The organism is Arthrobacter sp. B055-34 (genome assembly GCF_059090425.1).
The window spans coordinates 169,907-188,918 of the sequence record NZ_JBNHFQ010000009.1; the positions used below are offsets into that span (position 1 = coordinate 169,907).

Annotated in this window: 21 protein-coding genes; 17 read left to right on the plus strand and 4 right to left on the minus strand. The window is 63.8% G+C overall.

Features of this window, described 5'->3' with window-relative positions; all coding sequences use genetic code 11:
- Nucleotides 1-23: 23 nt before the first annotated feature.
- From leuD to AC5RWO_RS17210, 5 genes are all read left to right on the plus strand, one after another.
- Nucleotides 24-623 (plus strand): 3-isopropylmalate dehydratase small subunit, encoded by a 600-nt coding sequence (gene leuD, locus AC5RWO_RS17190; RefSeq protein ID WP_074703369.1) that lies wholly within the window; start codon nt 24-26, stop codon nt 621-623.
- A 110-nt stretch (nt 624-733) separates the two neighbouring features.
- Nucleotides 734-2,050 carry a UDP-N-acetylglucosamine 1-carboxyvinyltransferase gene (gene murA / locus AC5RWO_RS17195; RefSeq protein WP_074701999.1) on the plus strand — a complete coding sequence of 439 codons (1,317 nt, stop codon included), beginning with the start codon at nt 734-736 and terminating at the stop codon, nt 2,048-2,050.
- 16 nt (nt 2,051-2,066) lie between these two features.
- Nucleotides 2,067-2,852: a lysophospholipid acyltransferase family protein gene (locus AC5RWO_RS17200; RefSeq protein ID WP_498732735.1), complete on the plus strand. Its 786-nt coding sequence runs from the start codon at nt 2,067-2,069 to the stop codon at nt 2,850-2,852.
- Nucleotides 2,849-3,886 carry an NAD(P)H-dependent glycerol-3-phosphate dehydrogenase gene (locus AC5RWO_RS17205; RefSeq protein WP_498732736.1) on the plus strand — a complete coding sequence of 346 codons (1,038 nt, stop codon included), beginning with the start codon at nt 2,849-2,851 and terminating at the stop codon, nt 3,884-3,886. The genes AC5RWO_RS17200 and AC5RWO_RS17205 overlap by 4 nt, the downstream gene beginning before the upstream one ends.
- Nucleotides 3,883-5,031, plus strand: coding sequence for a D-alanine--D-alanine ligase family protein (locus AC5RWO_RS17210; RefSeq protein WP_498732737.1), 1,149 nt, complete (start codon nt 3,883-3,885; stop codon nt 5,029-5,031). Before AC5RWO_RS17205 ends, AC5RWO_RS17210 begins: the two co-directional genes overlap by 4 nt.
- A gap of 54 nt (nt 5,032-5,085) precedes the next feature.
- Here the strand turns inward: AC5RWO_RS17210 and AC5RWO_RS17215 are convergent, their stop codons facing one another.
- Nucleotides 5,086-5,574, minus strand: coding sequence for a DUF3515 domain-containing protein (locus AC5RWO_RS17215; protein ID WP_498732738.1), 489 nt, complete (start codon nt 5,572-5,574; stop codon nt 5,086-5,088).
- 144 nt (nt 5,575-5,718) lie between these two features.
- On the opposite strand from AC5RWO_RS17215, the gene AC5RWO_RS17220 reads away from it, so the two are divergent.
- From AC5RWO_RS17220 to rsmD, 4 genes are all read left to right on the plus strand, one after another.
- A complete protein-coding gene (locus AC5RWO_RS17220) occupies nt 5,719-6,744 on the plus strand; it encodes an LCP family protein (protein ID WP_498732739.1) in 1,026 nt (341 codons plus the stop codon).
- 145 nt (nt 6,745-6,889) lie between these two features.
- Nucleotides 6,890-7,858 carry a DAK2 domain-containing protein gene (locus AC5RWO_RS17225; protein ID WP_498732740.1) on the plus strand — a complete coding sequence of 323 codons (969 nt, stop codon included), beginning with the start codon at nt 6,890-6,892 and terminating at the stop codon, nt 7,856-7,858.
- Nucleotides 7,859-7,862: 4 nt separating this feature from the next.
- Nucleotides 7,863-10,058, plus strand: coding sequence for an ATP-dependent DNA helicase RecG (locus AC5RWO_RS17230; protein ID WP_498732765.1), 2,196 nt, complete (start codon nt 7,863-7,865; stop codon nt 10,056-10,058).
- Between the two features lie 3 nt (nt 10,059-10,061).
- Nucleotides 10,062-10,628, plus strand: coding sequence for a 16S rRNA (guanine(966)-N(2))-methyltransferase RsmD (rsmD, locus tag AC5RWO_RS17235; protein WP_498732741.1), 567 nt, complete (start codon nt 10,062-10,064; stop codon nt 10,626-10,628).
- Here the strand turns inward: rsmD and AC5RWO_RS17240 are convergent.
- Nucleotides 10,625-11,395: a spermidine synthase gene (locus AC5RWO_RS17240; protein WP_498732742.1), complete on the minus strand. Its 771-nt coding sequence runs from the start codon at nt 11,393-11,395 to the stop codon at nt 10,625-10,627. The two genes, rsmD and AC5RWO_RS17240, sit on opposite strands and share 4 nt — an antisense overlap.
- A gap of 2 nt (nt 11,396-11,397) precedes the next feature.
- Entirely contained in the window at nt 11,398-12,639 is a 1,242-nt protein-coding gene (locus AC5RWO_RS17245) for an aminotransferase class I/II-fold pyridoxal phosphate-dependent enzyme (protein ID WP_498732743.1), read from the minus strand.
- Between the two features lie 75 nt (nt 12,640-12,714).
- On the opposite strand from AC5RWO_RS17245, the gene coaD reads away from it, so the two are divergent.
- The 8 genes from coaD to fmdA all read left to right on the plus strand — a co-directional run bounded on the left by coaD (nt 12,715) and on the right by fmdA (nt 18,128).
- Nucleotides 12,715-13,197, plus strand: a complete 483-nt coding sequence (gene coaD, locus AC5RWO_RS17250) for a pantetheine-phosphate adenylyltransferase (RefSeq protein ID WP_498732744.1) — start codon at nt 12,715-12,717, stop codon at nt 13,195-13,197.
- A 115-nt stretch (nt 13,198-13,312) separates the two neighbouring features.
- Nucleotides 13,313-13,888, plus strand: a complete 576-nt coding sequence (locus AC5RWO_RS17255; RefSeq protein WP_498732766.1) for a YceD family protein — start codon at nt 13,313-13,315, stop codon at nt 13,886-13,888.
- Between the two features lie 2 nt (nt 13,889-13,890).
- Nucleotides 13,891-14,094 carry a 50S ribosomal protein L32 gene (gene rpmF, locus AC5RWO_RS17260; RefSeq protein WP_055240805.1) on the plus strand — a complete coding sequence of 68 codons (204 nt, stop codon included), beginning with the start codon at nt 13,891-13,893 and terminating at the stop codon, nt 14,092-14,094.
- An 11-nt stretch (nt 14,095-14,105) separates the two neighbouring features.
- Nucleotides 14,106-14,801, plus strand: coding sequence for a ribonuclease III (gene rnc, locus AC5RWO_RS17265; RefSeq protein WP_498732745.1), 696 nt, complete (start codon nt 14,106-14,108; stop codon nt 14,799-14,801).
- Nucleotides 14,794-15,759 carry a bifunctional DNA-formamidopyrimidine glycosylase/DNA-(apurinic or apyrimidinic site) lyase gene (gene mutM / locus AC5RWO_RS17270; protein ID WP_498732746.1) on the plus strand — a complete coding sequence of 322 codons (966 nt, stop codon included), beginning with the start codon at nt 14,794-14,796 and terminating at the stop codon, nt 15,757-15,759. The genes rnc and mutM overlap by 8 nt, the downstream gene beginning before the upstream one ends.
- Before the next feature lie 149 nt (nt 15,760-15,908).
- Nucleotides 15,909-16,550, plus strand: a complete 642-nt coding sequence (locus AC5RWO_RS17275) for an AmiS/UreI family transporter (protein ID WP_498732747.1) — start codon at nt 15,909-15,911, stop codon at nt 16,548-16,550.
- The gene (locus AC5RWO_RS17280) at nt 16,547-16,831 is read left to right on the plus strand and encodes an FmdB family zinc ribbon protein (RefSeq protein WP_498732748.1); all 285 of its coding nucleotides are present in this window, start codon (nt 16,547-16,549) and stop codon (nt 16,829-16,831) included. Before AC5RWO_RS17275 ends, AC5RWO_RS17280 begins: the two co-directional genes overlap by 4 nt.
- A gap of 40 nt (nt 16,832-16,871) precedes the next feature.
- Entirely contained in the window at nt 16,872-18,128 is a 1,257-nt protein-coding gene (fmdA, locus tag AC5RWO_RS17285) for a formamidase (protein ID WP_498732749.1), read from the plus strand.
- 66 nt (nt 18,129-18,194) lie between these two features.
- Here the strand turns inward: fmdA and AC5RWO_RS17290 are convergent, their stop codons facing one another.
- On the minus strand, nt 18,195-19,010 hold the full coding sequence (locus AC5RWO_RS17290; protein WP_498732750.1) for a serine hydrolase domain-containing protein: 816 nt from the start codon (nt 19,008-19,010) through the stop codon (nt 18,195-18,197).
- Between the last annotated feature and the right edge of the window lie 2 nt (nt 19,011-19,012).

The window sequence follows — 19,012 nt, forward strand, 5'->3', positions numbered from 1 at the left end:
GCGGATTAGGGGAAACAATGACCATGGAAAAATTCACCACCCACACCGGCATCGGCGTTCCGCTGCGGCAGTCCAATGTCGACACGGACCAGATCATTCCTGCGGTGTACCTCAAGCGCATCACCCGTACCGGATTCGAAGACGCACTGTTTTCGGCCTGGCGCAAGAAGGAAGACTTCATCTTGAACCAGGAGCCGTTCAACCGCGGCTCGGTGCTGGTGGCCGGGTCCGACTTCGGCACCGGCTCCTCCCGCGAGCACGCGGTGTGGGCGCTGAAGGATTACGGCTTCAGGGTGGTCCTCTCGTCGCGCTTCGCGGACATCTTCCGGGGCAACTCGGGCAAGCAGGGCCTGCTCGCCGCGCAGGTCGCCCAGGACGACATCGAGTTGATCTGGAAAGAACTGGAGAACCATCCGGGCACCGAAATCACGGTGGACCTGAACTCAAAGACGGTGGTCTGCGGAACCCTCACGGCGCCGTTCGAGATCGATGACTACACGCGCTGGCGCCTGCTCGAAGGGCTGGACGACATCGGGCTGACGCTCCAGCACGAAGAGGACATCACCAGCTACGAGGCAACCCGTCCGTCCTGGAAGCCGAAAACTCTTCCGGCCCGGTCCTAACATCGGCGTGGCTAATCGCACTTTATTTCGGGATGGTCACGGTAGCTTCTATGCTTAGCTGAGGCCTTCGCGAAGTATGGAGGCGTTGCAGATCGAGGAAACAGGTGTATATGGCAAGCGTTCTGACCATCCGCGGAGGAGTCCCTCTTAGGGGAAAGGTGTCCGTCCGGGGAGCCAAGAACCTCGTACCAAAAGCCATGGTTGCCTCCCTGCTGGGCAACGATCCTTCACTGCTGCGCAACGTTCCGGAGATCAAGGACGTCGAGGTAGTGACGAGCCTGCTGCGCCTGCACGGAGTCGAGGTCACCAAGGATCCTGTCACCGGTGACCTGTCCCTGGACCCCACCAAGGTCAAGACGGCCCAGATGAAGGACATCGACGCGCATGCCGGTGACTCCCGCATCCCGATCCTCTTCTGCGGGCCGCTGATCCATGCCATCGGGGAAGCTTTTATCCCTGACCTGGGTGGCTGCAAGATCGGCGACCGCCCGATCGATTACCACCTGGATGTGCTGCGCCAGTTCGGCGCCGTGGTGGAGAAGCGCGAGGGCGGTATCTCCATTTCCGCTCCCAAGGGCCTGAAGGGCGCCAAGCTCTCGCTGCCCTACCCCAGCGTCGGCGCCACCGAGCAGGTGCTGCTGACCGCCACCCGAGCCGAGGGCATCACCGAACTCAGCGGGGCGGCGATCGAGCCGGAAATCATGGACCTGATCGCGGTCCTGCAGAAAATGGGCGCCATCATCTCCGTCCAGACGGACCGGGTCATCCGGATCGAGGGCGTTCCGCACCTCAGCGGCTTCAACCACCGCGCACTGCCGGACCGCAACGAGGCCGCGTCCTGGGCTTCGGCCGCGCTGGTCACCCAGGGTGACATCTATGTCGAGGGCGCGATGCAGCCGGATCTGACCGCGTTCCTGAATACCTACCGCAGAATCGGCGGCGCCTTCGATATCGACGACGAAGGCATCCGGTTCTACCACACCGGCGGGAAGCTCTCGCCGCTCGTCCTCGAAACGGACGTGCATCCCGGCTTCATGACGGACTGGCAGCAGCCCTTGGTGGTTGCACTGACCCAGGCAGCCGGCGTGTCCATTGTCCACGAAACGGTCTACGAAAACCGCTTCGGCTTCACCCAGGCCCTGATCCGGATGGGCGCCAGCATCCAGGTGCACCGCGAGTGCCTGGGCAGCATCCCGTGCCGCTTCGGCCAGCGCAATTTCCTGCATTCGGCCGTCATCTCGGGCCCCACCCAGCTGCAGGGCACGGATATCGACATTCCGGATCTGCGCGGCGGCTTCAGCCACCTGATTGCGGCGCTGGCAGCCAACGGCACGTCCCGGGTGACCGGGATTGAGCTGATCAACCGGGGTTACGAGCGGTTCCAGTCCAAACTGGAAAACCTCGGCGCGGACTTCGACATTGCCTGAAGCGGCAGGACGAAGGATGAGGCCGGCCATGAAGGAACGGGCCACGCTCAGCACCTTGGCCGCCTTGGTGCGCCCGGTGCTGAACCTGGTCCTCAGGCGTAAATGGGAGGGGACGGAGAACCTGCCGCAAGGCAGCGGGATCATCGTCTGCCCCAACCACAATACGGAAATAGACCCCCTGGTGGTGGGCCACTTCGTCTACAACCAGGGCTTCTTTCCGCACTTCCTGGCCAAGGCTTCCCTGTTCAAGGTCCCCGTGGTCGGCGCCATCCTGTCGGCCGCCAAGCAAATCCCCGTGGAGCGCAGCAGCGCCGGCGCAAACCGTTCCCTCAGCGTGGCCCGGGAGGTGATGGATCAGGGCGGTGCCGTGATCATCTACCCGGAAGGCACACTGACCCGGGATCCGGATCTGTGGCCCATGCGCGGCCGGACCGGCGCGGCCAGACTGGCGCTCCAGACCGGGGCCCCGGTTGTGCCGGTTGCCCATTGGGGCGCCAACGAACTGTTCCCGCGCTACGCAAAGAAGCTCCATATCTTTCCGCGCAAGACGGCAAGAGTGGTGGCCGGACCGCCGGTGGACCTGAGCGAATTCATCGGCCAGCCGCTGACGAAAACCGTGCTCGAGGAGGCGACGACCAGGATCCTGGACGCCGTGACGGAATTGCTTGCCGGACTCCGCGGCGAGCAGCCCCCGGCCCAGCGCTGGGACCCGGCCATGCGCGGCCAAAACGCCACCGGCCGGAACTTCGAAGTGTCCCCGCCTGCCGACCTGCCACCCACATCACCGGAGGAAAAGCCGTGAGCACCCACCAGGATCTGCCCGCTGTAGTGGCTGTTCTGGGCGCCGGCAGCTGGGGTACAACATTTGCCAAAGTCGTGGCGGACGCCCATCCAGGCATCCAGGTGCGGCTGTGGGCACGGCGGCCTGAAGTGGCGGAGGAAATTAACCACCGCCACCTGAACAGCCAGTACCTCAACGAGATCCGCCTGCCCGACAACCTGACCGCTTCCGGCGAGGTGGCCGAGGTCATGGACGGGGCGGAGCTGGTGGTTCTTGCCGTTCCCGCGCAGACGCTGCGTCCGCAGCTGGCGGCCTTGAAGCCGTTGCTGGGGGACACGGCCGTCGTTGTTTCCCTCATGAAGGGCCTGGAGCGCGGCACTGACTCGCGGATGAGCGAAGTCATCAAGGCAGAACTTTCGCTGCCCGATTCGCGGATCGCGGTGATTTCCGGGCCCAACCTGGCCATGGAGATTGCGCGCAAGGAACCGACCGCCTCGGTGGTGGCCTGTACCGACCGCGATGTGGCGCAGTGGATCGCCAACACGTGCACCGCCCGGTACTTCCGCCCGTATACCAACACGGACGTTGTGGGCGTGGAGATCGGCGGGATCGTCAAGAATGTGATTGCCTTGTGCGTGGGCATCTGCGACGGCAAGCACATGGGCGACAACACCAAGGCGTCCGTGATCACCCGCGGGCTGGCGGAGACCACGCGGCTCACGCTGGCGCTGGGCGGCGAGCTGGAAACGATGGCGGGCCTGGCCGGACTGGGGGATCTGGTGGCGACGTGCTCGTCGCCGCTCTCGCGCAACCACACTGCAGGCCGACTGCTGGGCGAAGGCCTGACACTGGACGAGGTCAACCAGCGCATGACCCAGACCGCGGAGGGCATCAAGTCCGGGCGCGCGGTGCTCGACCTGGCCACCCAGGTAGGTGTGGAAATGCCGATTACCGAAAGCGTGGTCGCCGTCCTCGAAGGAGAAATCTCCGTCGAGGACCTGGCCCCGCGACTGCTCACCCGTGAGCTCAAATCCGAAGGCGAACAGGAACAGTGAACAAAGAAGCGAACAGCCCGAATTCCCCGGCAAGCGCGCGGAAGCCGCGTGTCGCCGTCCTCTTCGGCGGCCGTTCCAGCGAGCACTCGGTCAGCTGTGTGACGGCGGCAGGCGTTCTGGCCGCCATCGACCAGGAAAAGTACGACGTCGTTCCGATCGGCATTGCTCCCAACGGCCAGTGGACCTTGGTTTCCGAGGATCCCGCCCGCTGGTCCCTGACCTCGGAGACCCGGCCAGAGGTCGCCCCGGCGGCGGAATCGGTGCTGCTGGCCGCAGGGAATTCCGGCACCGGACTGGTTGTCCGTTCTGCCTCCGACGCCATCCGGAACCTGGGACAGGTCGACGTGGTGCTGCCGCTGCTGCATGGGCCTTTCGGCGAAGACGGGACCCTGCAGGGCCTGCTGGAAATGGCCGACGTACGATACGTGGGCGCCGGCGTCCTGGCATCCGCCGTCGGGATGGACAAGCACTACATGAAGGTGGTCTTCGAAGCCGCCGGGCTCGAAGTCGGACCCTACGAAGTCATTACCGACCGCCAGTGGCAGCAGGATCCGGACTCGGCCTTGGCACGTGTGGCCGGACTCGGCTTCCCGGTCTTCGTGAAGCCGGCCCGCGCCGGTTCCTCGATGGGTATCAGCAAAGTTTCCGACGCAGCCGGACTGCGTACCGCCATCGACGCCGCACGGGAGCACGATCCGAAGATCGTCGTCGAAGCGGGGATCGCCGGCCGTGAAATCGAAGTTGCCGTCCTGCAGGGGCGCGGCTGCGACGACCCGCGCACCAGCCTCCCAGGTGAGATTGCAGTGCAGCCCGGTGTCCATGACTTCTACGATTTCGAAGCCAAGTATGTAGACGGTGCGGCTGCGGCACTCAGCTGCCCGGCGGACCTGCCCTCGGAAGCCACGGACCGTGTCCGCGAACTTGCCGGCAAGGCATTCGACGCCGTCGCGGGAGAGGGCCTGTCCCGGGTGGACTTCTTCTACACGCCGGACGGGGATCTCATCATCAATGAGATCAACACGATGCCCGGGTTCACCCCGATCAGCATGTACCCGCAGATGTGGGCCAAGTCAGGCCTGCCCTACACCGAACTGATCGACGAACTGATCTATCTCGCCCTCAACCGCAAAACGGGACTGCGCTAACCGCTAGAGCGGACGCACTAACCACAGGTGCGGCTCCCGCTCGGCGTCCCGTGGCTACGAGGCGTCGAGCGTGTCCGTCGGGTTGATGCACTTGTTCGTCTGCGGAATCTCCGCGGCCGCGTCGGCCAGATCCACCAGAATGGTGGATTCGGCCACCTCGTCAGGATTGAAAATAAGTTCCGTTGCCGGCTCACGGCCGTAAGTAGTGGCAGTCCAGGTCTCTTCGCCCTCATGCAGGACCCAATCGATGCCGTTGACCGTGACACACCGGTCCGTGGTCGGTCCGGGGACCGGGACGCCGCAGCGCAGGATGACTTTGGACGGGTCGCCCCAGGCAGCGGTGGCCTGGCTGGAGGTCTCGCGGCGCTCAGCGTCAGCAACGAACTCCGGCAGGATCACCATCATCGGAGCACAGGCGGGATTGGCGGCGTCTTCGGCGGCATCAACCTGCACGATGGGAGAGCAGGCCGTTGCTGTGAAAACTATCCCTGCCCCCAGCAACAAGGCAGGCAGGTTTCGGCGCAGGGTGTTCATCCGGGACATGAATCCAGCGTATCCGCTTGCCGGGACGGACAGTAACGGGACGCCTCCCAGCCCCCATGCTCGCTGCTGAACGGCGGGCTTTGAAGGAACCGTCCAGTTTCGGCCACTATGCTCGTCCGTGGCCCGTATCAAGAAAGTGAATGAATGACGTCTGACTACGACTATGACTACGCCCCTCCCCGCCGCCCCAAGCGCCGACCCGTGCGCAAGCTGCTCGCCGTGCTGGCGGCACTGTTGGCCGTGGCCATCGTCTTCGGCGGCAGCTATGTCTTTTACCTGGTTAACGTCTTCGACAACAATTCGCAGAAAATTGAGCATGCGTTCCCGGAGAACCGTGTCAGCAAGGCAGCCGGTGATGGCTCCAAGAACATCCTGCTGATGGGAACTGACGCTGACGGCGGAAGCGGTGAGGGTGAAAACCTGGCCGGGGTGCCCAATGGCGGCCGGACGGACACGATGATGCTCGTGCATGTTCCGGAAAACCGCGACAAGGTCTACGTCATGTCAATCATGCGCGACACCTGGACCACGATTCCCGGTTACGGAGAGCACAAGATCAACTCCGCCATGGCGTTCGGGGGTACCCCCTTGGTCGTCGAAACGGTGGAGACGTTGTTCAACGCGCGCATCGACCATGTGGCCTCCGTTGATTTTGCCGGCTTCCGGTCGCTGACGGACGCCCTTGGCGGGGTGGAGATCGATAATCCTGCTGCCTTCCAGATCACCGGCGGAAACGGCGAATCATTCCCGGAAGGTGTGCAGACCCTCGACGGCGAGTCCGCCCTGAATTTCGTCCGGGAGCGCAAGTCGTTCACTAACGGCGACTACCAGCGTGTGGCCAACCAGCAGTTGTTCGTGAAAGCCCTGGTCTCCGAAATCCTCTCACCGGCCACACGGGCCAATCCGCTGCGGATGAGCGGAGTCGTCTCCGAGTTCTCCCCTTATATCAGCGTTGATTCGGAATTCAGCGGCCCGGCGGCAGCCTTCCTTGGCGCCAGTCTGTGGAAGGTGCGCGGTAATGACATCGAGATGTTTACGCTTCCGTCACTGGGTACCGGCATGTCTGCCGACGGCCAGTCCATTGTGCTCAAGGATGAAGCCGCCATCGCCGAAATATCCGAGGCAATGAGCAATGGGTCGGTGGCTGACTATCTCGCCTCGACCGGCTAGAAGCTCGGAGAACTGCACCTGATTTGCAGCCATGCCCGAAACGTTACGCACTGTCGGGCTCCGGCTACGGTAGGCTCGGTTAACGCCGGAGAACTGAAAGAGTCCGTTGGCCTTTTTGCGCCGGCGGCAGCGGGATTGGAACACCTTGCACGCAAAGATAGCCGCGAACACACAGGCGCTCAAGCGCTGGCTGGCGAAAGCGGAAGAGGTGCTCGGCAACCACAGCGACCGGCTCAATGCCATCAACATCTTTCCCGTTGCGGACGGGGACACGGGCACCAACCTGTACCTGACGGTGAGGACAGCTTCCCTGGCGGCCGCCGAGACGGATACCGCGGATGTGGGCGAACTGCTGGCGGCCAGCGGGCAGGCAGCCATGGAAGAAGCGCGCGGAAACTCCGGCACCTTGTTCGCGGTCTTCCTCTCCGCGATGGCGGAACCGCTGAAAGGCACCACCAGGATGACCGGGCCGTTGCTGGCCGCGGCGCTCCAGCGGGCGGAAATCCGCTGCTGGTCGGCGTTGAGCGATCCGGTGCCCGGGACCATGCTCTCGGCCATGGAAGCAGTCTCACGCGCTGCCAATTCCCAGGGAGCAGCCCACAACGGGGACGATTCGAACCACGGTCTGGCAGTCACGCTTGAAGCAGTGGTGGAGGCCGCCCTCGACGCCGTTGTCCAGACCGAAGACCAGCTCGGCGCGCTGGCTGCCGCACAGGTGGTGGACGCTGGGGCCGTCGGCTTCCTGCTCATCATGGACACGTTGCGCTCCAGCGCCCTCGGGGTGGAACTGCAGCCGGAACTGCTGGACGGGCTGCACGGCTACAACCTGCAGGATCCGCACATCCATCTCGGCCAGGCGCACGAAGGCGTGGAAGTCATGTGCACCATCAACTTGAGTCCGCTGGATGCGGCCACCCTACGACTGCAACTGGACGAGCTGGGCGATTCCGTGATCCTGAGTGCGGTGACCGAGTCGGAGGCCGGCTACCGCTGGCGGGTCCACGCCCATGTCCCGGAAGCGGAGCCCGCCTTGGCCGCGATCCGGGCCTTCGCCGAACCATCCAATCTGTCCGTGACCGATCTTTCCGCACCGGTGTACGAGGCCCATGACTGAACATCTGCCGGCAGAAGTCGAACTCGAACTGAAGCGGCGGCTCGGCCAACGCAGCGCTTCGGCGCTGGAGAAGCACCTTGGCCTGACCACCGTCGGCGAGCTTCTGAACTATTTCCCGCGCCGCTACCTCAAGCGCGGTGAGTTGACCAGTATTGCCGAGCTCCCGCGGGATGAAAACGTGACCTTGGTGGCCCGCGTTGTCAGTTGCACTACCCGCCGGATGCGTGCACGGAAAGGTACCCTGACCGACGTCGTCGTCAGCGATGATTCCGTCCGCGGATTGAACCAGGTGCATCTGACATTCTTCAATGCGTACCGTGCGGACAAGGAACTGCTGCCGGGCACGCTGGCGATGTTTGCCGGCAAGGTCACCACGTACCAAAGCCAGCTGACGCTGACCAATCCGGACTACGTGCTGCTTGAGGACGAGAGCGGTTTTGATGCCGAGGAAGCCCGGCGCCCCGTCCCGCTGTATCCGGCCACCGCCAAGCTGAGCAGCTGGCGGATCAAGGCCGCCGTCGAAGCACTGCTCGACATCGTGGACTTCAGCCGGATCGAGGATCCGGTGCCGGCCGATATTGCAATCCGCGACCGGCTGTATTCGTTGGAGGACGCCTACCAGCAGATCCATCGCCCACAGGACATGGAATCGGTGGCCAAAGCCCAGGAGAGGTTCAGATACCAGGAAGCGCTGATCCTGCAGACCGCGCTGGCTCGGCGCAGGGCACAAGCGGCCGCCGAGGAGGCAACCGCCAGACCGCACCGCCGGGCCGGATTGCTGGAGCGTTTCGATGCCTCGCTGCCCTTCACCCTCACCGGCGGCCAGCAGGAAGTCGGAGCCACCATTGCCGCGGAGCTCGCGGAGAACCACCCGATGAACCGGCTTCTGCAGGGGGAAGTGGGGTCCGGCAAAACGCTCGTTGCCCTGCGCGCCATGCTCCAGGTCATCGACGCCGGCGGCCAAGCCGTCCTGATGGCGCCAACGGAGGTGTTGGCCGGCCAGCACTACGAATCGATCCGGCGGATGCTGGGGCCCCTGGCCGAGGGCGGCATGCTTGGCGGCGATGAAAATGGGACACAGGTTGTACTGCTGACCGGTTCCGTGGTGGGCGCTGCCCGGCGTCGTATTTTGCTGGATATTGGTAGCGGTCGGGCGGGCATTGTCATCGGCACGCATGCCCTGCTCTCCAAAGAGGTCGAGTATAACGATCTCGGCCTGATCGTCGTGGATGAGCAGCACCGCTTCGGCGTCGAGCAGCGCGACCAGTTGCGCGCACAGGCCATCAAGCCGCCGCACTTGCTGGTCATGACCGCCACACCGATCCCACGCACCGTAGCCATGACTGTTTTCGGCGATTTGGAAACATCGGTACTGCGGGAACTGCCGGCCGGACGCGCCCCGATCCGTACCTATCTGGTGGGACTCGTGGAGAACCCTGGGTGGGCAGACCGGATCTGGGCCCGGGCGCGCGAGGAGGTCGACGCCGGCAGGCAAGTGTACGTGGTCTGTCCCAAGATCGGCGACGACGAAGGTGAGGATCCGGCCAGTTTTGAGCCGACTGCCGATGCCGGAGAGGAAGGCCGCCCGCTGGCTTCCGTCCAACGGATTGCCGAGTTTCTCGGGGAGCTGCCGATCTTGTCCGGAGTGCGCATCGGTGTGCTTCACGGCAGGCTGGACTCGACGGAAAAGAACGCCACCATGGCTGCTTTCACCGAGGGACAGCTGGACCTGCTTGTTTCCACCACCGTCATCGAAGTCGGTGTGGACGTGCCGAATGCCACGATGATGGTGATCCTTGATGCGGACCGGTTCGGCATTTCCCAGCTGCATCAGCTGCGGGGACGGGTGGGCCGCGGCTCGCTGCTGGGCACCTGCCTGCTGGTCACAAGCCTGGAACCGGGCCACCCCAGCCGGGAGCGGCTGCAAGCGGTGGAGGCGACCACTGACGGATTCCGGCTGGCCCAGGACGACCTGAAGCTGCGGCGCGAAGGCGACATTTTGGGCTCATCCCAGTCCGGTGGCAAGTCCACGCTGAAGCTGCTGCGCGTCATCAAGGACGAAGCCGTGATCGAACACGCCCGCATGGACGCCGCGGCGATCATCGAACACGACGCGCAGCTGGGAGACTACCCGGAATTGGCCGAGGCCATCGAACTGTATCTCAACCCGGAGAAAGAGGCTTTCCTTGAACGGGGGTAAGCAATGAGCCGGGTGGTGGCCGGGGCCGCCGGCGGCATGACGCTGGCCAACGTGCCGGGCACCGCGACGAGGCCGACGACGGATCGGGTCAAGGAGGCCTTGTTCTCACGCCTCGAGTCGTACGACGTTATCCATGACGCCGTCGTTCTGGACCTCTTTGCGGGTTCGGGTGCACTGGGGGCCGAATGCGCCAGCAGGGGAGCGGCCCGCGTCGAACTGGTCGAGCTGGCGGAAAAGGCCGCGGCCGTGTGCCGGCGCAACGCCGAGATGATCAACTCCGTGCTGCGCCGGCCCGTCGTGCAGGTCCACCGTACCGGCGCCGAGGGATACCTGGGCAGGCTGCAGGAGGGCAGGCATTACAACCTGGTGCTGATCGATCCGCCGTACCCGCTCGCCGAAGACAAGCTGGCGGAGATCCTGGCCCTGCTGGAGCCGTTTCTGGCGGAGGGGTCCGTGGTCGTCGTCGAACGCTCCTCGCGTTCGCCGGAACCATGTTGGCCAGCCGGGCTGGAGTGTTTTTCCGGCCGTAAGTACGGTGAGACGCAGTTGTGGTTCGCGGAGCCGGCCTAAGCCAGCACGAATGATTCAAGCGCGGCGCCCGTGAGCACCTTCCCCGGGTGCGGACCGGCAGCCAGCAAGGACTGCGTCCAGTCCTCCGGCCACGAATCCCGTCTCGCCGCGAGCACCAAATTGCCAGCATAGCGGCTGGTGAACATGCCCGCTTCGCCCAGTACGGCCACCGCTGGCGTGCAGTCCGCCAGCTCCGCGATTTGACGTTTGGCAAAGGCCAGCGGAGGGTCGTCGCCGACATTGACCAGCAGCACTCCGCCGGGCGCCAGCAGTTCGAGCAGCTCGCTGTAGAAACCGCCCGTGGCCAGATGTTCCGGGGCATCCTCGCCGGCGAAGACATCGAGCACGACGACGTCGAACTCGCCGTCGATATCGCCAAAGGTCAGTTCCTGGCGGGCATCCCCGATATAAACTGTCAGATCGGTTCCCTCGGGCAGCGGCAGTTGGTCGATGACGTAGTCCAGCAACTCCCGTTCCAGCTCCACAGCATGCTGCTCGGAGCCGGGCCTGGTGGCCTGGAGGTAGCGCGCCAGCGTGAGTGCGCCGGCACCCAGATGCAACGAGCGCAGAGGCTGCCCCGGTTCGCCGGCAAGGTCCACGACGTTGGCAATCCGGCGCAGGTACTCATAGAAGACATTCTCCGGGTGCTTCAGATCGACATGTGACTGCTCGGCTCCGCCGATACTCAGGACGTATGCTCCCGGCACCCTGCTGTCCGGGTCAATGGAGGCATGCAGGCCGCTGCCGCGCAGAAAACGATTCGGCACCGCTAGAGCCTGTCCTTCAAGGTGGCGATCCTCGACGCCGCTTCCTCCAGCACATCCACACGTTTGCAGAAGGCGAAGCGCAGCAGCGACTTGGTCCGTTCCGCACCTGCCGGGTGGCAGAACACGGGAACCGGTATGGCTGCCACGCCGACCAGCTCCGGGAGCCGGCGGGCCAAAGCGGTTGCGTCGGTGACGCCCAGCGGCGCCGCGTCCACATTGATGAAGTAGGTGCCCTGCGGGGTGAAGACGTCCAGACCCGCCGCCCGCAAGCCTTCGCTCAGGATGTCCCGCTTGCGCTGCAGCGTGCCCGCTAGGTCCTCGTAGAACGATCCGTCCAGCGCGAGACCGGCTGCCACGGCCGCCTGGAAGGGGGTGCCGGAGGAATAACTGAGGAATTGCTTGACGGTCCGCGCCGCCGCCACAAGCTCGGCCGGTCCGCTCATCCAGCCGATTTTCCATCCGGTGAGCGAGAACGTCTTGCCCGCGGAGGAAATGGTCAGGGTGCGCTCCGATGCGCCGGGCAGCGTGGCCACGGGTATGTGGGCTACTCCGAAGGTGAGGTGTTCGTAGACTTCATCCGTGATGATGATGGCGTCGTGGCGGTTGGCCAGCTCCACGATGCGTGTGAGCGCCTCCCGCGTGAAGACACTGCCCATCGGATTGTGCGGGTTGTTGACCAGGATGACGCGGGTCCGGTCGGAAAAAGCGGCCTCAAGCGCGGCCAAGTCCGGCTGGAACCGGGGCGCCAGCAACGGTGAGGTGACGTGGGTTGCGCCGCTGAGCGCGATCACAGCACCGTAGGAGTCGTAGAACGGCTCGAAGGTCAGGACCTCGTCGCCGGGCCCGGTCAGGGCCAGCAGGGCGGCGGCCAAGGCTTCCGTGGCCCCGGTGGTCACGATGATTTCCGTCTCCGGATCCGGCGTCAGCCCATAAAAACGCCGCTGATGCTCGGAGATCGCTTCGCGCAGCGCGGGGATTCCCTTGCCCGGGGCATACTGGTTTGCGCCCGCCGAGATGGCGTCACGGGCAGCCTCCCGCATCAGCTCCGGACCGTCCTCGTCAGGAAACCCCTGGCCAAGGTTGATCGCACCGACGCGGACGGCCAGCGTGGTGATCTCCTCGAAGATGGTCACGCCCAAATGGCCGTCCGCACCCAGGAGGTTGGCGCCTTCGGCCGTGCGTAGCCACGGTGCGCGCTTCCCGGAGGCGGATCCTTGGGCCAGGTTTTCGTCCGTTCTGCTCATGTCTCCCAGTAATATCACTACAACCGCGGGCCCACGTGCTGTGACTTGTGCAGTGGATGGATTAGATTCATAGATATGCGCCGAGCCGTCTGCCCTGGATCCTATGACCCGCTGCACAACGGGCACGTGGAAATTATTGCCCGTGCCGCCAGCATGTACGACGAAGTGATCGTCGCCGTCTCCACCAACTATGCGAAGAAATACAGGTTCTCCCTCGACGTGCGCCTGGGCATGGCGCGCCAGACCCTGTCGTACCTGCGCGGGATCACCGTGGAGCCGATGGGTGACGGGCTGCTGGCAGAATTTTGCCGCAGCCATGGTGCAGGTGTCATCATCAAGGGACTGCGTTCCACGCAGGATTACCAGTACGAACTGCCCATGGCCCGGATGAACCGCCATCTCACTGGCGTCGAAACCGTGTTCCTGCCGGCGGAGAACAATTACACACACCTCTCATCCACTTTGATCAAGGAAGTGGCGGCGCTCGGCGGTGACATCGCGGACTTTGTTCCCAAGGCCGTGCTGCAACGTTTCCAGCAGGACGAACAAGGAAAATAGTCCGGCGGAGCGTCCATTTGAGAGTATGGGCATCTTCGCGCTAAGATAATACGTCGGTCTATGTTCTATAGGAGTTCTCATCGTTGTGATCATGAATCATGATCAAAATTCGCCCCTGGCCATTTCGGTCAAGGATCTCGGGCGCAGCCCGGGTACTATGCGGACCCTGAACGAGCATGTACCTGCACCGGATCAGTTCGGTGCAGCACTCATTGGCGTGCAGGAAGGCTCCGATATGGAGCTGGATCTGCGGCTTGAGTCCGTACACGAAGGTATTCTGGTTTCCGGCACTGCCACCGTTGATGTAACGGGGGAGTGCGGGCGCTGTCTGGATGCAATCGAGTATGATCTCTCCGTCAGGGTGCAGGAACTCTTCTACTACGAGGGCTTCGATCCGCAGGATCAGGGCCCGGATGATGAAGAGGCTGAAGAGCAGCGGCGGGTAGAGCGCGATTCAATCGATCTCGAACCGGTGTTGCGGGACGCAGTGGTAACCGCCCTGCCGTTCCAGCCGGTGTGCCGGGAAGACTGTAGAGGCCTTTGTCCTGAATGCGGGATGCGCCTTGAAGAGGATCCGGGCCACCAACATGAGGTTTTGGATCCTCGCTGGGCAGCCCTCGCCGGGTTGGCTGGCACAGCTGCCGATGAGGCAGCAACACGTACAGAGTCAGACGAGAGAGAAGAGAGTTAGTCGTGGCTGTTCCCAAGCGGAAAATGTCCCGCTCGAATACGCGCGCACGCCGGTCCCAGTGGAAGGCAACTGCGCCCAACCTGGTGAAGACCGTTGAGAACGGCCGTGTCACTTACAGCCTGCCTCACCAGGCCAAGGTCGTCACCGACTCGGCAGGCACCGCGCTGTTCCTTGAGTACAAGGGCCGCAAGGTAGCCGACGTTTAATTAGCGTCCGCATGCCTTCAACTGAAGAGCTTTTGAAGCGTCTCGGCGTCGAAATCGACGCCGAGACGCTTCGTCTTGCTCTGACACATCGTTCCTACGCGTATGAACACGGCGGCCTGCCGACCAATGAGCGCCTCGAATTCCTGGGCGACTCCATTCTCGGCTTCTCCGTCACTGATGCGCTCTACCGCGACAATCCGGACCTGCCCGAGGGCGAGCTGGCCAAACGCCGTTCCGCCGTCGTCAGCACCCGTGCTCTGGCAGGGGTTGCCCGCGACCTGGATCTGGGCCAGTACATTCTGCTCGGCCAGGGCGAAAAGCTGACCAACGGCGCAGACAAGTCTTCCATCTTGGCGGACACGGTCGAAGCGCTGATCGGCGCTACCTACCTCGTCAGCGGCATCGAAACCGCGCGCGGGATGGTCATGCGCCTCATTTCCCCGCTGCTCGCGGATGCCGAGGCTCTAGGCGCGGGCACGGACTGGAAAACGAGCATCCAGGAACTGGCCGCCGCCCGCAAAATGGGCAGCGTCGAATATGCCGTCCAGGGCTCCGGCCCGGACCACGCCAGGACGTTCGTGGCAACGCTGCGCATCGGCGGCACCGCTTATGGCCAGGGCACCGGCCACTCCAAGAAGGAAGCCGAGCAGGAAGCTGCCGCCGTCTCGTGGCGCCAGCTGCGTTCCGTCGAACCCGCAGATGCCTGAACTGCCTGAAGTCGAGGTAGTCCGCCGCGGCCTGGCCCAGTGGGTTCGCGGCCGCACCATTACCGGCGTCGAGGTCCTAGACGAACGTTCCATCCGCCGCCATGCGCTCGGCGCCGAGGACCTGCGCGGCAACCTCGAAGGCGCCAGGGTGGAAGACGTGGTGCGCCGCGGCAAGTTCCTTTGGCTGCCGCTGCGCGAAGAAACCAACAACGACGGCGGTACGCCGCAGCTTGCGCTGATGGCCCACCTCGGGATGAGCGGGCAACTGCTGGTTGAGGATTCCGTCCAGCCTGACGAAAAGCACTTGAAGGTTCGCCTCACCCTGAGCCCTGCCGCGAATGCCGACGGCACGCCCATGCCGGCCGAACTGCGCTTCGTCGACCAGCGGATCTTCGGCGGGGTCTTCCTGGCGGACCTGGTACGGACGGCGGACGGGCACGCGGGAGGGCTGTCGGAAACCGGCTTGCCGCTGGTGCCGGTGGAGGCCGTGCACATCGCCCGTGATCCGCTGGATCCTGCCTTCTCGTTCGATGACTTTTTCCGCCGCCTGCGTGCCCGCCGCACCGGAATCAAACGCGCCATCCTGGACCAGGGTCTGGTCTCAGGGATCGGCAACATCTACGCCGACGAAGCCCTCTGGGCAGCCAAGCTACACTATGCCCGGCCCACCGATACGATGCGGCGCAAGGAAGCGGAAAGGCTGGTCGAAGCCTGCCGCGACGTCATGAACCGCGCATTGGACGCCGGGGGCACTAGCTTTGACTCCCTGTACGTGAACGTCAACGGTGCCTCAGGCTACTTCGCCCGGTCGCTGAACGCCTACGGGCGCGAGCGGGAAAACTGCAACCGCTGCGCCGCGCTGGGATTGGAGACCAAGATCCGGCGGGATGTCTTCATGAACCGTTCCTCTTACTCCTGCCCGGTGTGCCAGCCGAGGCCGCGCAACGGCCGCTGGTAGCCTGGCCGTCGCCCTGTCCCGCCCGAAAGCGGCAATAAGCCCATGCCATAGGGTTTTCCCAACGTGTCCCATTGACCTGGGCAGCCATGGGTTGTTAGGTTCGGCCCATACCCGTTCGTTAGTTCCACTTCCTTTGCGATGAGGCAAATATGGCTAGTGCAGGACTGTTATACGTAGGAGCAATTCTTTTCATCAATGGGCTGATGCTGCTCGGCCGGATTCCCGGAAAATCAGCCGCAATACTCAATCTCTTCGTGGGCGCCCTGCAGACCGTGGTGCCGCTCGTACTGCTGTCCCAGGCCCAAGGCGAATTGGCCCCGACGTTTGCGGCAGCCGGTCTGTTCCTGTTCGGCTTTACCTACCTCTACGTCGGCATCCTGCAGCTGACCGGCATCAGTGCCGAGGGACTCGGCTGGTTTAGCCTCTTCGTGGCTGTCGTTGCGATAGTTATCGGCGTCCTCAGTTTCACCCTGATCTCGGATCCGCTGTTCGGCGTCATCTGGATAACGTGGGCCGTGCTGTGGTTCATGTTCTTCCTCCTCATGGCCATGGGCAAGGACTCGATCACGGCCGCCACTGGATGGTTCGCAATCTTCTGTGGCTGGTTGACCTGTACTATTCCCGCACTGCTGTTGCTCAGCGGCAGCTTTGTCTCGACGGCCACCACAGCCTGGACCGGTGCGCTGATTTTCGCCGCATCCTTTGCTGCCTCTTTGTTCCTAGGGCGGCCGCGACAAAAGAGCGACGCAGACCAGGTAGGGCCGGCAACAACACAAGGAGCGGCTTCATGACCCTTTACGAGTACCGCTGTGCCGCGTGCGATGCAGTGGAGCTGAATTTCGCCATCGGACAGGCACCGCAGAGCGCTGAATGTCCTGGCTGCGGACGTCAGGTCCGCAGAGTCTTTAGCCCGCCGAGACTGTCCATCGCCGGGACCAGCGCCTACAAACTGGTGGACAGCACGGCCAAGAGCGCCCACGAACCTGAGGTAGTCTCCGGGCTGCCCGGCAGGAAGGCGCCCAAGCAACGTTATACGCACAATCCGCTGCACCGGAAGCTTCCGCGGCCCTGATCCGCAGGACGCAGAAAATCAATAAGGGGAGTAGAGATTAATGCCAGAAGTCATTTTCCCGCTCGACTCGAGCAAAAGATTCGAAGACCAGGAAAAAGTTGGACACAACCGCTACCACCCGGAGATCCCGCCGGTGGCGACGGTTAAACAAGGTGTATCCGTCCGGATCGACTGCCGTGAATGGTTTGACGGGGCCATCGTCAATGATGACTCCGCGGAAGATATCCTCAATGCTCCGCTGCTGACCGTGCACAAACTCAGCGGTCCGTTTGCCATCGAGGGAGCCCAGCCGGGCGACCTGCTCGTCGTCGACATTCTGGATGTAGGACCGATCCCGCAGGAGGATTCCGGGCCGCTGGCCGGCCAGGGCTGGGGCTACACCGGGATTTTCGCCAAGACCAACGGCGGCGGTTTCCTCACGGAGCAGTTTCCGGATGCGTACAAGGCCATTTGGGACTTCACGGGCCAGAAAGCGACCTCACGGCACGTGCCGAATGTGTCCTTCAACGGCATCATCCATCCGGGGCTGATGGGCACCGCCCCTTCGGCGGAACTGCTAGCCAAGTGGAACAAGCGCGAGGGCGATCTGATCGCGACTGATCCGGATAGGGTGCCGCCGCTGGCGCTGCCTCCGGAGCCGCGGTCCGCGTTGCTTGGCGGTGTACCGGAATCCGATTTTGACCGGGTTGCTGGCGAGGCCGCGCGTACAGCGCCGCCGCGGGAAAACGGCGGAAACCAGGACATCAAGAATCTGACCAAGGGGTCGCGGGTCTTCTACCCGGTGTTCGTGGACGGCGCCAACTTCTCGCTCGGAGACCTGCATTTCTCCCAAGGCGACGGCGAAATCACCTTCTGCGGGGCCATCGAAATGGGCGGGTTCATTGACCTGCGTTTCGAAGTGATCAAGGGCGGAATGGACACCTACGGTGTCAGCGAGAACGCTATCTTCATGCCCGGCACCGTGGACCCGCAGTTCTCCGAGTGGCTGGCTTTCTCCGGCACGTCGGTCACATTGGATGGCAAGCAGCACTATTTGGATTCGCACTTGTCCTACCAGCGCGCCTGCCTGCATGCTATCGATTACCTGACGAAGTTTGGCTACAGCCCCGAGCAGGCCTACCTGCTTCTGGGCGCCGCGCCGATCGAGGGCCGGCTGTCCGGAGTGGTGGACATCCCCAACTCGTGCTCGACGGTGTATCTGCCGACGTCGATCTTCGATTTCGATGTGCGGCCGTCGGCGTCCGGACCGTTCCAGATAGATCCCGGCATCGGCGCCCCCAAGGCGTCAGCGGGCTGATACCGGAGTGGTGCTGTGGACGTCCATCCAAACCGACGTCCACGGCACCGCACGCTTGGAGGAACTTCAGCCGGCCAAGTCAGCCAGCGCCGCATCGGTGAAGGCCGGCCAGGCCTCGGCCGCCCAGGGGCCGAAGTCCCGGTCCGTGAGCGTGACGCAGGCGGCGCCGGCTTCCGGGTCCACCCAGAGGAAAGTGCCGGACTGGCCGAAATGGCCGAAAGTGCGCGGTGAACTGTTTGCGCCGGTCCAGTGAGGCTGCTTGCCGTTGCGGATTTCGAAGCCCAGGCCCCAGTCATTGTCCTTCTGGCGCCCGAAGCCGGGCAGCACGCCTGCCAACCCGGGGAAAACCACGGAGGTGGCTTCGGACAGTGTGGAAGAATCCAGCAACCGGGGTTGCTGCAGCTCCGCCGCGAAGCGCGACAAATCGGCGACAGTGGAGGTGGCTCCAGCGGCAGGGGAACCCTCCAGCCAAGTCCGCTGCATGCCCAGTGGCAGCAGGACGCCGTCGCGCAGATAGTCGGCGAAGGTCATCCCGGTGGCGTGTTCCACGATCTCGCCGAGGACCTCGAAGCCGGCGTTGGAGTACAGGCGGCGTTCGCCGGGGGTATAGCGCACGGAGCGGTCGCCGAAGTCGTAACCGCCGCTGTGTGCCAGCAGATGACGGACGGTCGAACCTTCCGGTCCTGCGGGCTGGTCGAGTTCCAAGGCGCCTTCCTCCACCGCCAGCAACACAGCATAGGCGCTGAGCGGTTTGGTGACGGAGGCTAGGGCGTAATGGCGGTCCTGGTCTCCGTGGGAGCCCAGCAATCCGCCGTCCTTTCCGATTACCGCGGTGGAGGCATTCGGGGCCGGCCAGTCGGCGATATGTTTCAGACTCTGCATGC

Bases quoted from the DNA above. Each gene is read 5' to 3' on its own strand.
- murA (WP_074701999.1), top strand. From the start codon at position 734: ATGGCAAGCGTTCTGACCATCCGCGGAGGAGTCCCTCTTAGGGGAAAG.
- coaD (WP_498732744.1), top strand. From the start codon at position 12,715: ATGCGCCGAGCCGTCTGCCCTGGATCCTATGACCCGCTGCACAACGGG.
- AC5RWO_RS17280 (WP_498732748.1), top strand. From the start codon at position 16,547: ATGACCCTTTACGAGTACCGCTGTGCCGCGTGCGATGCAGTGGAGCTG.
- rnc (WP_498732745.1), top strand. From the start codon at position 14,106: ATGCCTTCAACTGAAGAGCTTTTGAAGCGTCTCGGCGTCGAAATCGAC.
- AC5RWO_RS17290 (WP_498732750.1), bottom strand. From the start codon at position 19,010: ATGCAGAGTCTGAAACATATCGCCGACTGGCCGGCCCCGAATGCCTCC.
- rsmD (WP_498732741.1), top strand. From the start codon at position 10,062: ATGAGCCGGGTGGTGGCCGGGGCCGCCGGCGGCATGACGCTGGCCAAC.
- mutM (WP_498732746.1), top strand. From the start codon at position 14,794: ATGCCTGAACTGCCTGAAGTCGAGGTAGTCCGCCGCGGCCTGGCCCAG.
- fmdA (WP_498732749.1), top strand. From the start codon at position 16,872: ATGCCAGAAGTCATTTTCCCGCTCGACTCGAGCAAAAGATTCGAAGAC.
- AC5RWO_RS17245 (WP_498732743.1), bottom strand. From the start codon at position 12,639: ATGAGCAGAACGGACGAAAACCTGGCCCAAGGATCCGCCTCCGGGAAG.
- leuD (WP_074703369.1), top strand. From the start codon at position 24: ATGGAAAAATTCACCACCCACACCGGCATCGGCGTTCCGCTGCGGCAG.
- AC5RWO_RS17275 (WP_498732747.1), top strand. From the start codon at position 15,909: ATGGCTAGTGCAGGACTGTTATACGTAGGAGCAATTCTTTTCATCAAT.
- AC5RWO_RS17215 (WP_498732738.1), bottom strand. From the start codon at position 5,574: ATGTCCCGGATGAACACCCTGCGCCGAAACCTGCCTGCCTTGTTGCTG.
- AC5RWO_RS17200 (WP_498732735.1), top strand. From the start codon at position 2,067: ATGAGGCCGGCCATGAAGGAACGGGCCACGCTCAGCACCTTGGCCGCC.
- AC5RWO_RS17220 (WP_498732739.1), top strand. From the start codon at position 5,719: ATGACGTCTGACTACGACTATGACTACGCCCCTCCCCGCCGCCCCAAG.